The sequence below is a fragment of the Vibrio sp. 2-2(8) genome (genome assembly GCF_963888495.1).
Taxonomy (GTDB): Bacteria; Pseudomonadota; Gammaproteobacteria; order Enterobacterales; family Vibrionaceae; genus Vibrio; species Vibrio anguillarum.
In genome coordinates this window covers 1-14900 of sequence record NZ_CAWPJM010000006.1, presented here as the reverse complement: position 1 = coordinate 14900, position 14900 = coordinate 1, and the positions used below count along the sequence as shown (strand labels likewise).

Here is a 14900-nt window from a genome sequence, read left to right as displayed (position 1 = left end):
TAATCATGATGACGATTAAGATTCTACCCGCACGTCTTGCTAACCAAATTGCCGCAGGTGAAGTGGTTGAAAGACCGGCTTCTGTCGTTAAAGAGCTGGTGGAGAATAGCTTGGATTCGGGCGCCTCTCGTATCGATATCGATATCGAAAAGGGAGGTACGAAGCTTATTCGTGTGCGCGATAACGGACAAGGGATAGTAAAAGAGGAATTGGCGCTCGCTTTAAGCCGCCATGCAACTTCTAAAATTCACACCTTGGATGATTTAGAGGCGATCGTCAGCTTAGGTTTTCGTGGAGAAGCGCTCGCGAGTATTAGCTCAGTCTCTCGGCTTACATTGACGTCCCGTCCAGCCACGCAAGAACAAGCTTGGGCAGCATACAGTGAAGGTCGAGATATGGCGGTTAATTTGCAGCCAACCGCACACCCGATTGGAACGTCTGTTGAAGTTCTCGATCTGTTCTTTAATACGCCCGCTCGGCGCAAATTTTTACGCACAGAGAAAACAGAATTTACTCACATTGATGAGCTACTAAAACGTATTGCTTTGAGTCGGTTTGATGTCACCATCAATGTGCGCCATAACGGCAAGATGGTACGTCAATATCGAGCGGCTAAAACGGCCGCTCAAGAGGAAAAAAGAATCGCGGCTGTGTGTGGCAACGCTTTTGTTCGCCATATGCTGAACATTGAGTTGGAACATCAAGGGCTTCGCTTGCATGGTTGGATAACGACTCCAGAAGGCGCGCGCCAGCAGAGTGATTTGCAATACTGTTACGTTAATGGGCGGATGATGCGTGACAAGCTGATTAATCATGCTATCCGGCAAAGTTATGAAACCAGCCTGAGAGGCGATCAGTTCGCCACTTATGTACTCTTCATTGAGCTCGATCCCCATCAAGTGGATGTGAATGTCCATCCCGCGAAACATGAGGTGCGTTTCCATCAAGCGCGATTAGTGCATGATTTTATCTATCAAGCACTCAGTAGTGCACTGGCTGAAAGCAAACACATTGAAAAGCCGCAGCTCAAACCATCGGCTTTTCATCAGCCCGATGCGGCGACTGTGGATCGCATTGAGAATGACACTGCAATTGGTAGTGTGTGCCAAGAAACTGAGGGGCATAACACCGTTCCAGAGCAAGTGTGGCAAGCTGTCGACAACACTCCCGCTTATCCACGAAAAGCAGAGCGAGAAAGCACAACCGCGCACGGCATAGCTGAAACGCCAAAGCGTAGCCATTGGCAGCAAAACGGCTCTCCATCTTCTTCTCGGGCGAAAGCTGAGCGCCAGCCAACGGGCTCACCTTCGAGCGGGGAAGTGAAGCTCTATCAAGAGCTGATGGCAACTCAACCGCCAGCTTCAGCAGTCGAACTTTCTCCTATCGCACATCAAGATCAAGGTGAAATGCTGCAGCTCGAACAGTTGGGTAAAGCTATTGCAGTAATCAAAGGGCAGTACCTGTTAATGGGGTCCAAACAGGGCGTCGTATTGCTTTCTCTTATCAAAGGAGCATGGCTGAAAACTCGCGGCCAATTGCATACCGAACAAGGCGGCTTGAAAAGCCAACCTTTACTCGTGCCGCTCTCCATCAAGCTCTCAGCACAAGAACATCAAGCGTTAGCGCATTGCCAGCCGATGTTGAATACGCTAGGGATTGAGCTTAAAGAACGTCATGGTTCAAGCATCATGGTGATGGGCGTACCTCAACCGTTGAGGCAACAAAACCTGCAAAACTTAATCCCAGATCTGCTATCTTACGTGTCCGCTAATTTTACGGCTGATGATGAACCTATTACGGTGGATCTTGTTGCCGATTGGCTGGCTGAACACATCACTGTGGTAAAAAGTGACTACACTTTGTCTGAAGCCATCCAAATGATTTCGGAACTTGAACAGCTTTGGCAAGGGCAACTTCCTCTTCATGATGCGAGTTTTGTCCGCCCCGTTGATTTTTCTACCACCATAGCGGCCTTGTTGGCATAACGAATTAAAAGAATGATGAATCAAACACAACCATTGGCTCTGTTTTTAATGGGCCCGACCGCATCAGGTAAAACAGATTTGGCGATTCGTCTACGCCAAAAATACCCAGTGGAAATCATCAGTGTCGACTCGGCGCTGATCTACAAAGGCATGGATATTGGCACCGCCAAACCTAATGCACATGAACTGGCACTCGCACCTCATCGTCTGATCGATATTTTGGATCCAAGTGAAGCCTATTCGGCGGCGGATTTTCGTCGCGATGCATTACTTGCAATGCATGATATTACCGCGCAAGGTAAAATTCCTCTGCTCGTTGGGGGAACTATGTTGTATTACAAGGCTCTACTTGAAGGGCTTTCGCCACTTCCTGCGGCTAACCCTGAGATACGGCAACAAATTGAGCAAGAGGCTTTGGAGCATGGTTGGGGTCAGTTACACGATCAATTACAAACGATTGATCCGGTTTCGGCGGCAAGAATTCATCCCAATGATCCACAAAGATTGTCACGAGCATTGGAAGTTTACCGAATTTCAGGTAAAACTCTTACAGAGTTAACTCAAACGAAAGGTGAAAGCCTGCCATTTCGAGTTAAACAGTTTGCTATAGCTCCCAAGGAAAGGGCTGAGCTCCACCGTCGAATCGAACTCAGGTTTGAAAAGATGATCGAAGCTGGATTTGAAGAAGAAATGAAAGCACTTTATGCTCGAAACGATCTTCATCCGGATTTGCCATCGATTCGCTGTGTTGGTTATCGACAGATGTGGGACTATTTGGATGGGAATTGTACGTTAGAGGAAGCGGTATATCGTGGAATCTGTGCAACCCGTCAATTGGCCAAGCGTCAGATCACCTGGTTACGCAGCTGGGATGATTTAACTTGGTTAGATAGCGAAAACATTGATCATGCAGTAGAAACTCTCTCAAATGCCATAGCATCTGATGGAGTTAGCTGTGTATAATGTGATCGCTTTTGCGTGATGTACCCTGTAAAGGATCCGTTACTTGATATTTGGCATTATCGCCGTCATAACAAGTAGCAACGGGGTTTTTATTCATTTAGCTCAGATGCAAAGGCCGCACCAATAATGCAGTGCACCACTAGCTAAATAACTACAACAAAATACAAATAAGGAAAATAAAATGGCTAAGGGGCAATCTCTACAAGACCCATTCTTAAATGCACTACGTCGTGAGCGCATTCCAGTATCCATCTACCTTGTGAACGGAATTAAGCTTCAAGGTCAGATTGAATCCTTTGATCAATTTGTGATCTTACTGAAAAACACAGTCAATCAAATGGTGTATAAGCATGCGATTTCAACGGTTGTTCCTGCACGTGCAGTGAGCCACCACACTGCTGAGCCACGCACTGGGTCTGATCGTCCATCAGACAAATCAGAAGAGTGATTCTCTGATTAGTATTATTTACTTACAAAGGAGTTGGTTGCTTGTTTGACCGTTACGAAGCCGGTGAGCGAGCGGTACTTGTTCATATCAACTTCACGCAAAAGGGTGAGTGGGATGATCTCAGCGAGTGTGAAATGCTGGTTTCTTCTGCTGGAGTGTCGACACTGCAAATTATTACTGGCAGCCGTCAAACTCCACACCCTAAATATTATGTCGGTGAGGGCAAAGCCCAAGAGATAGCGCATGCGGTTCAACTTGTTGAAGCGGATGTGGTGATCTTCAACCACGCCCTTTCTCCTGCCCAAGAACGTAATCTTGAACAACTATGCCAATGTCGAGTGATTGACCGTACTGGCCTCATCCTCGATATTTTTGCCCAACGAGCACGAACCCATGAAGGGAAGTTGCAAGTAGAGCTGGCACAATTACGCCACATCTCTACGCGATTAATTCGTGGTTGGACGCACCTTGAGCGACAAAAAGGCGGTATAGGCTTACGTGGACCTGGTGAAACGCAGCTAGAAACCGACAGACGTTTATTGCGTGAACGTATTAAAGCGATATTACGCCGCTTAGAGAAAGTCGCTAAGCAGCGAGAACAAGGACGCCGAGCTCGAAATCGAGCTGAGATTCCCACCATATCGCTAGTGGGTTATACCAATGCGGGGAAATCAACGTTATTTAATCGCATTACTGAAGCTGGGGTTTATGCAGCCGATCAACTGTTTGCTACCCTAGATCCTACCTTGCGGAAAATCGAATTGGCGGACGTTGGTACTGCCGTTCTCGCTGACACCGTAGGATTTATTCGTCATCTGCCGCACGATTTAGTTGCAGCATTTAAAGCCACGTTACAAGAAACTCAAGAAGCTGACATTTTGTTACATGTTGTTGATGCCAGTGATGAGCGTTTTCGTGAGAATATCAAAGCCGTCCATGATGTATTAGAAGAGATTGACGCCCATGAGGTGCCAACGCTTGTCGTCATGAACAAGATCGATAATCTAGAAGGCCAACAACCTCGCATCGAAAAAGATGATGAGGGAATACCGAGAACCGTGTGGTTATCAGCCATGGATGGACAAGGTATTGATCTGCTTTTCGAAGCATTGACAGAGCGATTAGCGAGTCAAGTCATTCAATATCAATTGTGTATTCCACCACTGCACCAAGGTCGCATTCGTAGTGCATTTTCACAAATGAAATGTATTCAACAAGAAGAATATGATCCAGATGGTAATTTGTTGATTAACATTCGTATGCAGCAAGTTGATTGGTTTAGACTAGAAAAAAGAGAAGAAGCAGTTTTGCGTGACTTTATAGTTACTTAAAGGACTGCTACAGTATAACGTCATATCAAATGATGGAGCTTTCTAATGGCGTGGAATGAGCCCGGTAATAACAACGGCAACAATGGCCGCGATAATGACCCTTGGGGTAATAATCGTGGTGACAAAAATAAAGGTGGCCGTGATCAAGGACCGCCAGATTTGGATGAGGTTTTCAATAAACTGAGCCAGAAACTGGGCGGACGATTTGGTAAGAAAGGCGGTAAAGGCCCTTCATTCTCTGGTGGTAGCGCAATTGGCTTTGGAGTCATTGCTGCAATCGCAGTTGCGGTGTGGTTCTTTTCTGGTTTCTATACGATTGGTGAAGCTGAGCGTGGCGTCGTGCTGCGTTTAGGTAAGTATGATCGCATCGTTGATCCAGGTTTGAACTGGCGTCCTCGCTTTGTTGATGAAGTGACGGCCGTTAACGTACAAGCGATTCGCTCACTACGTGCATCGGGTTTGATGCTAACCAAAGATGAAAACGTGGTCACTGTTGGCATGGATGTACAATATCGCGTGTCTGATCCATACAAGTACTTGTATCGTGTGACTAATGCTGACGATAGCTTACGCCAAGCAACTGATTCAGCATTACGTGCCGTGGTTGGTGATTCTTTGATGGACAGTATCTTAACCAGTGGCCGTCAGCAAATTCGTCAAAGTACCCAAACGACCTTGAATCAAATCATTGATAGCTATGATATGGGCTTAATGATTGTCGATGTCAACTTCCAGTCGGCTCGTCCGCCAGAGCAAGTGAAAGATGCGTTCGATGATGCGATTGCGGCGCGAGAAGATGAAGAGCGTTTCATTCGTGAATCTGAAGCGTATAAGAACGAAATTCTGCCTAAAGCAACAGGCAGAGCAGAACGTTTGAAGAAAGAAGCGCAAGGTTATACAGAACGCACGATTAACGAAGCATTGGGTCAAGTGGCACAGTTTGAAAAACTGCTCCCTGAGTATCAAGCCGCGCCAGATGTGACACGTAATCGTCTCTACCTAGATACTATGGAAGAGGTGTATTCAAACACATCTAAAGTGCTAATTGATTCAGAATCCAGTGGCAATATGCTTTATCTACCGTTGGATCGAATTACAGGCCAAGACAGTAAGAATGACACCAAACGTCAAGATAAATCATCATCAACCTATGATCAGATAGAGCTTGATTCACCAACCAGCAGTGATACAGGTAATACACCGTCTCGCTCTAGCAATACACGTCAAGGGAGATACTAGTAATGCGTAAGTTAATGATCCCAGTATTAGTGATTGCACTGGTATTGATGTTGATGTCGCTGTTTGTGATTCCTGAAGGTGAGCGCGGTATTGTTGTCCGTTTCGGTCGTATTCTGAAAGATAACAATGAAATTGCTCGAATCTACGAACCGGGTTTGCATTTTAAAATGCCACTGTTTGATCGAGTAAGAACGTTAGATGCGCGCATCCAAACAATGGATGGCCGCTCTGACCGTTTCGTGACTTCAGAGAAAAAAGATGTGATCATCGATACCTATGTCAAATGGCGCATTGAAGACTTTGGTCAATACTACTTGGCAACGGGTGGTGGCAATGCATTGACGGCACAAGCACTGTTAGAGCGTAAAGTGACAGACATTCTTCGTTCTGAAATCGGTTCTCGTGAAATCAAACAAATTGTTTCAGGCCCACGTAATAAAGATGTCTTGCCGGAAAGTGCTGATGATGAAGTCGTCACGACTGAGGCTGCGAAACAAGCATTGGAAATCGATGGTCAGCGTGACCAAGTGATGGAAAATGTGTTGGAAGATACGCGTAAAGGTGCACTGAAAGATTTAGGCGTCAGAGTGGTTGATTTCCGTATTAAGAAAATCAACCTCCCAGATGAGATCAGTGAGTCTATCTATCGTCGTATGCGTGCTGAACGTGAGTCAGTAGCTCGTAAACACCGTTCTCAAGGTCGTGAAAAAGCCGAAGTCATTCGTGCTCAAGCTGAACTTGAAGTGGCGACTATCTTAGCGGAAGCGGATAAAACGGCTCGCGTAACTCGCGGTGATGCTGATGCTAAAGCAGCGAAGATTTACTCAGATGTGTACAGTAAAGATCCTGAGTTTTACGGGTTCTTACGTTCGCTGAAAGCCTATGAGAAATCATTTAGCGAGAAGAGTGATATCTTGGTGCTTGATCCTAAGAGTGATTTCTTCAAGTACATGAATAACACCAAAGGTTTGACAACGAAATAATTGATCGTTGTTTATTCAAAGGCTCCTTCAGGGAGCCTTTGTCGTTTATTGGCTTTAAGAGAGAAGGCACTATGTCGAATTCAATCTGGCTTGCTGTGGGGCTGGTGTTAATTGCAGAAGGTATTGGACCGTTAATCGCCCCTAATGGCTGGAGAAAGATGGTGGCAGAGCTCAGCCAGCAGCCCGATCATCAACTGCGCCGCATCGGTGGTTGTCTCGTCGTTGCTGGGGGCATCATTGCTTACTACTTCGCACGATAGTGATGCACAATAGCGCGGTAACCGATTTATTATGATCAGTTTATCACTATCAGTATCATCACTATCAATAGTGAGGTGGTGGAGTCTCTTCTGATGGATCCGCTAAATGTGAGGCATCCATATTTTTGACTTTACCAGCCACATATTTCATTTGGTCTTGCATTTTCGTTAGCATGAGCTGCTGTGTTGATAATGCTTGATTGAGTTCATCAATGGTTTGTTCTTGGAAAGCAAGTTGGCATTCCAAGTCACTAACACGCTGTTCTAATTGCTGAATATACTTATCGTTCATAACTAATCGTCGAGTTTCCAAGCTTGAGCAATACCTGCAGAGCTTCCGGTAATAATTCGTTGCTGATGATCAAAGGCCGCATCATACACCACCGCAGTGGGTGGGCGAGCATCTTTTAGCGGTTCTACTTCGAATCCTTGCTGTTTTTTACCACTTTGAGTATCCCAAACCGCGACTTGGCTTGAAGGATTCCCTGTCACAAGCAACCTGCCATCATCGGAAAAACGCGCCGTAGAGAAAATCAATTGTCGTGAAAAACTGCGCAATTTCGCCTGTTCCTTACCCGAGGAGAGATCCCAAATAATGGATTGATTACCACCATCGGAGGTAAAGGCTAATTTTCCCTCTCGCTGCAGCGCTACTCGATTCACCCGCTGCTCATGTTCAAACGATCGTAAAATTTGCCCACTTTGCGTATCCCAAAGGTAGGCAAAATAATCATTACCTCCCGTCAGAGCAAAGCGGCCATTGGGCGATAGGGCGACAGAATTCACTTTTTCTCGATGAGCAAGGAACTCTAGTCGACGTCCAGTGACTAAATCGACGTAAATCGCTTTACCATTGGATAAACCGAGTAGAACTTGTTTTCCGTTATTGGCAATGTCAATGTCTCGGATCAGCCCATCGGAGATGGACCACAAACCTTGAGCTTGTGTCCAACCTAAGTCCCATACGGCAAAGTTAATTTGGCTAGCGGTCACGGCAAAACGGCCATTATCGGAGAGTCGAATATGAGAAACGGTATTGGCTTGTGGGTCTTGAGGTCCCAATTCGGCTAAGGTTTTGTTTTGTTCAAGATCCCATAGAACGAGTTGTCTTTGTTTGGAATAGAGTAGCGCAAAACGACCATCGCGGCTTAAACCGAAACTGGTCGAACCGTTTGGTTCTATATCCCAACGTTGTACATCGCTGTTAGAGAAAAAACAGCCATTTAACATCAAGATGACAATGCAACCTAGGATTGAATGAGAAATTATTCGCATCAAGTCTAATTATCCGCTTTGAGTGTAAAGACAATCTATCAACATATCGCTATATTGGTACAACTCTGTTTAGCGCACCAGTTTTTCACTGAAATTTGTGCGTAATAACAAAAGGTTTGCCTACAAATTGGAGAAATAAATGAAATCATTGTTTAAAGTGTCACTGCTTGCGGCAACCGTCATGCTTGCAGTTGGCTGCCAGAAAGATGAAGCCCCGAAAACTGAAGCAGCACCTGCAGCAGAACAAGTACAAACGGAAGCGGGAAAAACGGTTCACTTTAAAACAGAAGATGACAAAGCGGCTTACGCGATTGGCGTCTCTTTTGCAAATTACCTCAGCACCAGCATTGAAAAACCAGCCGAAATTGGTATCAATCTGAATAAAGATCTGGTTCTAAAAGGGATTGAACATGTCTTCGCGGGCAATACTGAGTTGAGTGAAGAAGAGACACGCGCAGCGCTAGAAGCTCTAGATAAACGCGTTTCTGAAACCATGCAAGCGAAAGCCGCTGAAAAAGCGGCTGCTGCTGAAAAAGCTGGTGACGAATTCCGCGCTGAATTTGAAAAACAAGATGGCGTAAAGAAAACTGAATCTGGTTTACTGTACCAAGTACTGACGCCAGCAAAAGGTGAGTCACCAAAAGAGACCGATACTGTTCAAGTTCATTACAAAGGGACACTGGCTGACGGTACTCAATTTGATAGCTCGTATGATCGTGGTGAGCCAGCGACATTCCCACTCAATCGGGTTATTCCTGGTTGGACAGAAGGTGTGCAACTGATGCAAGTGGGAGCAAAATACAAGTTTGTTATCCCGCCGCAACTGGCTTACGGCGAGCAAGATACGCCGACTATTCCAGCAAACTCAACACTTGTGTTTGAAGTGGAGTTACTAAAAATTGATAACGGTAGCGATGCGGCTAAATAATATCAGCCATTGTTGAACCGTTGTAACCAGCTCAAAGGCCTGATGAATCAGGCCTTTTCTGTCTCTAACGACTCACTAATTAGTTGTTCTAAATCACTTGTTAGTGACTTAACAGAGTTTTCGATTAAAATTTTCTGATAAACTTACGTCAATTTGTTGATTTTTCGCTCTAAGGCTAGATAACAGTGACAACGACAGAAACTCTAAACGCGGATATGTTGCTTGAAATGGAATCCGTGCACGTGATGCCATTTAGTGATCACGATAAAATCATTCTTCGATCTTATGAAGCTGTGGTTGACGGTATCGCCAGCCTGATTGGTCCTTTTTGTGAGATCGTTCTGCACTCATTGGAAGATCTCAATACCTCGGCGATTAAAATTGCCAATGGTGAAAACACGGGACGTCAAGTGGGTTCCCCGATCACCGATCTTGCACTGCGTATGTTGAAAGATATTGAAGGATCGGAGCGTAACTTCTCACGATCGTATTTCTCTCGCGCCAAGGGTGGTGTGTTGATGAAATCGATTACGGTCGCGATTCGTAATGGTGATAACCGAGTCATTGGCTTACTTTGTATCAACGTCAATTTAGATGCTCCGTTCTCACAAGTTCTGCAATCATTCATGCCGACTCAGGAAGCTCAGGAAGCCGCCTCATCGGTTAACTTTGCCAGTGATGTTGAAGAGCTGGTGGATCAGACGGTAGAGCGTACAATTGAAGAGATCAACGCCGATAAATCAGTGTCTAACAATACCAAGAATCGTCAGATTGTGATGGAGTTGTACGACAAAGGCATTTTTGACATCAAAGATGCGATTAACCGCGTAGCTGATCGGCTCAATATCTCTAAACATACTGTCTATCTCTACATTCGCCAACGCAAGACCGGAGATGAATGTTAGTGGAGCCAGTATTGAGTTACACATTATTGGTCAATGGCTCAGTGTATGGCACACAGGCAGCGCGTAGTGCTTATCTGTTTGCCTGTGCATTGCTAGAAAAAGGGCATTCACTCAAGCAAGTATTTTTTTATCAAGATGGTGTTTTCAATGGCTCTGCGATCACCGCGCCTGCGAACGATGAGTTTGATCTTGTGAAAGCATGGCAGAAGCTGTCTACTGAACACCATGTACGCTTAGAAACCTGTGTTGCTGCAGCGTTACGTCGTGGCATTATCAGTGAAAATGAAGCTCAGCAACACCAGCTCACTGCGCATAATTTGGCACAAGGTTTTGCACAAACTGGGTTAGGAAGCTTAGCTGAAGCGTTATTAACTCAAGATCGAGTGGTACAGTTTTGAAAAAAATCGGTTTTGTTTTTCATTCTTCGCCTCATTCTAGTTCGGCTGGAAGAGAAGGGCTGGATGCTGTACTGGCAGCCTCTGCCTATTGTGATGCGATCTCGCTCTTTTTTGTTGGGCTTGGCGTGACGCAAATCGTCGCCAACCAATCACCGCAACAACTGCTTAGCCGTGATTACATCAGTGCGTTTAAACTGCTTGAGTTATACGATATTGAACACCTTTATCTGTGTGAGCAAAGCGTTGAAGAGTTGGGGTTAGCATCGGCTCAATGGGTAATTGATGTTGAAAAAAAATCGCCTCAGCAAATCGCTCAGTTACTTCACGAGTGCGATCAAGTACTAACTTTCTAAGGTGTACCTATGCTGCATATTGTAAAAGACACGGCAAAACTGGCCTTAGCGCAGCGTTATTGTTTGGCTGAGGATAGTATTATCTTGGTTGAAGAAGCGGTTTATATGAGTAACCCTAGTGCGGGCTCTTTTTTACTACTCAACGATCTGAACAGGGTTTATGTCTTACTTGAGGATCTCTGCGCGCGTGGGGTGCAGGATCTCTGCTCAGTACAAATTACCAAAGTGGATTTCTCTGGTTTGGTTGAACTTACTACTAATCATGAAAAATCAATCACTTGGTAGATTTTCTTATCACTATTACCCCTCTATTACCCACCCTTTACTTATGGTGGTTAAAAAAGATCTGTATATTTCTTGACACACCTCTCACTGCTGCATAGAATTTTGCGTCCCTATTTGTACTAAGTGCACTAGGGACTAGATTTTTCACAAAGCTTACTTTAAGTAAATTCAGGAGCTAGTTAATGGCAACTATTAACCAGTTGGTCCGCAATCCTCGTGTAAAGCAAGTTGTTAAAAGCAACGTGCCAGCACTAGAAGCGTGCCCACAAAAACGTGGTGTATGTACACGTGTTTACACTACTACACCTAAAAAACCTAACTCAGCACTTCGTAAAGTATGTCGTGTTCGTCTAACGAACGGCTTCGAAGTGACTTCGTACATCGGCGGTGAAGGTCACAACCTTCAAGAGCACTCAGTTGTTCTTATCCGTGGCGGTCGTGTAAAAGACCTTCCAGGTGTGCGTTACCACACAATCCGTGGTGCACTTGACTGTGCAGGCGTAAACGACCGTAAACAAGCTCGTTCTAAATACGGTGTGAAACGTCCTAAATCTTAATGGATTTCCGTTAAGTAAGGCCAAACACTAAATTATTTAATTTTTGAAGAAACTGAAAAGTTTTGGATAACCTGAAAAAGACAACGGAGAATATCCATGCCACGTCGTCGCGTTATTGGTCAGCGTAAGATCCTTCCAGATCCAAAGTTCAAGTCTGAACTGCTGGCAAAATTCGTTAACATTCTTATGGTTGACGGTAAAAAATCTACTGCAGAGAAAATTGTTTACACTGCACTAGACACTATGGCTGAGAAATCTGGCAAAGGTCACTTAGCTGTATTTGAAGAAGCTCTTGAAAACGTACGTCCAGCGGTCGAAGTTAAATCTCGCCGCGTGGGTGGTTCAACTTACCAAGTGCCAGTAGAAGTACGTCCGGTTCGCCGTAACGCACTTGCTATGCGTTGGGTAGTTGATGCTGCGCGTAAGCGTGGTGAAAAATCTATGGCTGCTCGCCTAGCTGCTGAAATGCTAGACGCGTCAGAAAATAAAGGTACTGCTGTTAAGAAACGTGAAGACGTTCACCGTATGGCAGAAGCGAACAAAGCATTCGCTCATTACCGCTGGTAATACCTTCTGTGCTGCGAGGTTCTCTCGCAGCACATTTTCATACTCTAAGGATTACCTTAGTAAGAGGATACAATCGTGGCTCGGAAAACTCCTATTGAGCGCTACCGCAACATCGGTATCTGTGCTCACGTAGATGCAGGTAAAACAACCACTACTGAGCGTATTCTGTTCTACACTGGCCTTTCTCACAAAATCGGCGAAGTTCACGATGGTGCTGCAACCATGGACTGGATGGAGCAGGAGCAAGAACGTGGTATCACTATCACTTCTGCTGCTACGACAACCTTCTGGCGTGGTATGGAAGCACAGTTCCAAGATCATCGCGTAAACATCATTGATACCCCAGGACACGTTGACTTTACAATTGAAGTAGAGCGTTCACTTCGTGTGCTTGATGGTGCAGTGGTTGTATTCTGTGGCTCATCTGGTGTTGAACCCCAGTCTGAAACTGTATGGCGTCAAGCTGACAAATACGGTGTTCCTCGCATGGTGTTCGTTAATAAAATGGACCGTGCTGGCGCAGACTTTTTACGCGTTGTAAACCAAATTAAACATCGTCTTGGTGCGACTCCGGTTCCTATTCAATTAAATATTGGTGCGGAAGAAGAGTTCAAAGGTGTCATCGACCTTATCAAGATGAAAGCCATCAACTGGAATGAAGCCGATCAAGGCATGACGTTTACTTACGAAGACATTCCAGAAGATATGCTTGAGTTGGCCGAAGAATGGCACAACAACCTAGTAGAAGCGGCAGCGGAAGCTAGTGAAGAGTTAATGGAAAAGTATCTTGAAGACGGCGAGCTGACAGAAGCGGAAATCAAACAAGCGCTACGGACTCGTACCATTAACAATGAAATCGTATTGGCCACTTGTGGTAGTGCCTTTAAAAATAAAGGCGTACAAGCGGTATTGGATGCGGTTGTTGAATATTTGCCTTCACCGGTAGATGTACCAGCCATTAAAGGCGTGGATGAAAACGAGAACGAAGTAGAACGTCACGCTGACGACAACGAACCTTTCTCGGCACTTGCATTTAAGATTGCCACTGACCCATTTGTTGGGACATTGACTTTCATGCGTGTTTACTCTGGTGTGGTGAACTCTGGCGATGCCGTTTACAACTCAGTGAAACAGAAAAAAGAACGTTTTGGTCGTATCGTACAGATGCATGCCAACAAACGTGAAGAGATTAAAGAAGTTCGTGCTGGCGATATTGCGGCTGCGATCGGCTTAAAAGATGTCACGACAGGCGATACGCTGTGTAACCCAGACCACAAAGTGGTTCTTGAGCGCATGGAATTCCCTGAGCCAGTGATTCAAATTGCGGTAGAGCCTCGCTCTAAAGCTGACCAAGAAAAAATGGGTATTGCGCTAGGTAAACTGGCGGCAGAAGACCCATCTTTCCGTGTCGAAACCGATAAGGAAACAGGTCAAACGTTGATCTCTGGTATGGGTGAGCTTCACCTAGACATCATTGTTGATCGCATGAAGCGTGAGTTCAGTGTGGACTGTAACGTTGGTAAACCACAAGTGGCTTACCGCGAAACTATCCGTGGAAAAGCGGAAGTAGAAGGCAAGTTCGTTCGTCAATCTGGTGGTCGTGGTCAATATGGTCACGTTTGGCTTAAGATTGAACCTGCGGAACTCGGTGAAGGCTTTGTCTTTGTCGACGAAATCGTTGGTGGTGTGATTCCTAAGGAATACATCAGCTCGGTTGCGAAAGGTATCGAAGAGCAAATGAACAACGGTGTGTTAGCTGGTTATCCGATTCTGGATGTGAAAGCGACATTATTCGATGGTTCATATCATGATGTCGACTCAAGCGAGATGGCGTTTAAGATTGCTGGTTCGATGGCGTTCAAGAAAGGTGCTTTAGAAGCGCAGCCTGTTCTTCTTGAACCAATGATGAAAGTTGAAGTAACTACTCCAGAAGATTGGATGGGTGATGTTGTGGGTGACTTAAACCGTCGTCGCGGCATGATTGAAGGTATGGATGAAGGCCATGCAGGCCTTAAGATTATCCATGCTAGAGTCCCTCTATCGGAAATGTTTGGTTATGCAACAGACTTACGATCTGCCACTCAGGGTCGCGCCTCTTACTCCATGGAGTTTGCAGAGTACGCTGATGTGCCAAAAAATGTTGCAGAAGCAATCATTGCAGAACGTGGTTAACTGTTATTTGTTTAATAACGAATCTATTGCGCTGATGAGAGTTGGCGCATAAAATAGCAATTTCTGGCGCGTCTTGAGCTATATGTGACTCAAGACGAATCATAACTAGGAAGGAACACGATCGTGTCTAAAGCAAAATTTGAACGTACGAAACCGCACGTAAACGTTGGTACTATCGGCCACGTTGACCACGGTAAAACAACTCTAACTGCTGCTATCTGTACTACACTTGCAAAAGTGTACGGTGGTGA

Annotated in this window: 18 protein-coding genes; 16 read left to right on the top strand and 2 right to left on the bottom strand. The window is 45.3% G+C overall.

The genetic code is table 11. The annotated features are described in order from the left end of the window. Nucleotides 1-8: 8 nt before the first annotated feature. The 7 genes from mutL (at nt 9) to AACV12_RS02120 (ending at nt 7209) form a co-directional block, all read left to right on the top strand. Nucleotides 9-1985 carry a DNA mismatch repair endonuclease MutL gene (mutL, locus tag AACV12_RS02150; protein ID WP_170901397.1) on the top strand — a complete coding sequence of 659 codons (1977 nt, stop codon included), beginning with the start codon at nt 9-11 and terminating at the stop codon, nt 1983-1985. Nucleotides 1986-2000: 15 nt separating this feature from the next. Beyond that, a complete protein-coding gene (gene miaA / locus AACV12_RS02145) occupies nt 2001-2948 on the top strand; it encodes a tRNA (adenosine(37)-N6)-dimethylallyltransferase MiaA (protein ID WP_026028407.1) in 948 nt (315 codons plus the stop codon). A gap of 181 nt (nt 2949-3129) precedes the next feature. Continuing rightward, entirely contained in the window at nt 3130-3396 is a 267-nt protein-coding gene (hfq, locus tag AACV12_RS02140) for an RNA chaperone Hfq (protein WP_013857931.1), read from the top strand. Nucleotides 3397-3437: 41 nt separating this feature from the next. Further along, entirely contained in the window at nt 3438-4727 is a 1290-nt protein-coding gene (hflX, locus tag AACV12_RS02135; protein ID WP_010318941.1) for a ribosome rescue GTPase HflX, read from the top strand. Nucleotides 4728-4772: 45 nt separating this feature from the next. After that, entirely contained in the window at nt 4773-5966 is a 1194-nt protein-coding gene (gene hflK, locus AACV12_RS02130) for an FtsH protease activity modulator HflK (RefSeq protein ID WP_013857930.1), read from the top strand. Nucleotides 5967-5968: 2 nt separating this feature from the next. Beyond that, complete coding sequence (hflC, locus tag AACV12_RS02125; RefSeq protein WP_013857929.1) at nt 5969-6949, top strand: protease modulator HflC; 981 nt, start codon at nt 5969-5971, stop codon at nt 6947-6949. Nucleotides 6950-7020: 71 nt separating this feature from the next. Beyond that, the gene (locus AACV12_RS02120) at nt 7021-7209 is read left to right on the top strand and encodes a DUF2065 domain-containing protein (protein WP_017043313.1); all 189 of its coding nucleotides are present in this window, start codon (nt 7021-7023) and stop codon (nt 7207-7209) included. Nucleotides 7210-7273: 64 nt separating this feature from the next. On the opposite strand, the gene AACV12_RS02115 is transcribed toward AACV12_RS02120, so the two are convergent. Continuing rightward, on the bottom strand, nt 7274-7501 hold the full coding sequence (locus AACV12_RS02115) for a SlyX family protein (RefSeq protein ID WP_010318937.1): 228 nt from the start codon (nt 7499-7501) through the stop codon (nt 7274-7276). A 2-nt stretch (nt 7502-7503) separates the two neighbouring features. After that, nucleotides 7504-8484: a WD40 repeat domain-containing protein gene (locus AACV12_RS02110; protein ID WP_026027456.1), complete on the bottom strand. Its 981-nt coding sequence runs from the start codon at nt 8482-8484 to the stop codon at nt 7504-7506. Between the two features lie 139 nt (nt 8485-8623). Here AACV12_RS02110 and fkpA point away from each other — a divergent pair, with 139 nt between their 5' ends. The 9 genes from fkpA to AACV12_RS02065 form a co-directional block, all read left to right on the top strand. Beyond that, nucleotides 8624-9412, top strand: a complete 789-nt coding sequence (gene fkpA, locus AACV12_RS02105) for an FKBP-type peptidyl-prolyl cis-trans isomerase (protein WP_170901389.1) — start codon at nt 8624-8626, stop codon at nt 9410-9412. A 185-nt stretch (nt 9413-9597) separates the two neighbouring features. After that, the gene (locus AACV12_RS02100; RefSeq protein WP_013857924.1) at nt 9598-10317 is read left to right on the top strand and encodes a helix-turn-helix transcriptional regulator; all 720 of its coding nucleotides are present in this window, start codon (nt 9598-9600) and stop codon (nt 10315-10317) included. After that, a complete protein-coding gene (tusD, locus tag AACV12_RS02095) occupies nt 10311-10715 on the top strand; it encodes a sulfurtransferase complex subunit TusD (protein ID WP_010318933.1) in 405 nt (134 codons plus the stop codon). Before AACV12_RS02100 ends, tusD begins: the two co-directional genes overlap by 7 nt. Next, complete coding sequence (tusC, locus tag AACV12_RS02090; protein WP_013857923.1) at nt 10712-11068, top strand: sulfurtransferase complex subunit TusC; 357 nt, start codon at nt 10712-10714, stop codon at nt 11066-11068. Before tusD ends, tusC begins: the two co-directional genes overlap by 4 nt. 9 nt (nt 11069-11077) lie before the next feature. Continuing rightward, on the top strand, nt 11078-11353 hold the full coding sequence (gene tusB, locus AACV12_RS02085) for a sulfurtransferase complex subunit TusB (RefSeq protein WP_010318931.1): 276 nt from the start codon (nt 11078-11080) through the stop codon (nt 11351-11353). A gap of 182 nt (nt 11354-11535) precedes the next feature. Continuing rightward, nucleotides 11536-11910, top strand: a complete 375-nt coding sequence (rpsL, locus tag AACV12_RS02080; protein ID WP_010318930.1) for a 30S ribosomal protein S12 — start codon at nt 11536-11538, stop codon at nt 11908-11910. A gap of 96 nt (nt 11911-12006) precedes the next feature. After that, entirely contained in the window at nt 12007-12477 is a 471-nt protein-coding gene (gene rpsG, locus AACV12_RS02075) for a 30S ribosomal protein S7 (RefSeq protein ID WP_013857921.1), read from the top strand. 75 nt (nt 12478-12552) lie between these two features. Further along, nucleotides 12553-14649, top strand: a complete 2097-nt coding sequence (fusA, locus tag AACV12_RS02070) for an elongation factor G (RefSeq protein WP_010318928.1) — start codon at nt 12553-12555, stop codon at nt 14647-14649. 123 nt (nt 14650-14772) lie between these two features. Continuing rightward, nucleotides 14773-14900 (top strand): GTP-binding protein (locus AACV12_RS02065; protein WP_235800309.1); only part of this gene is annotated, 128 nt, incomplete at its 3' end.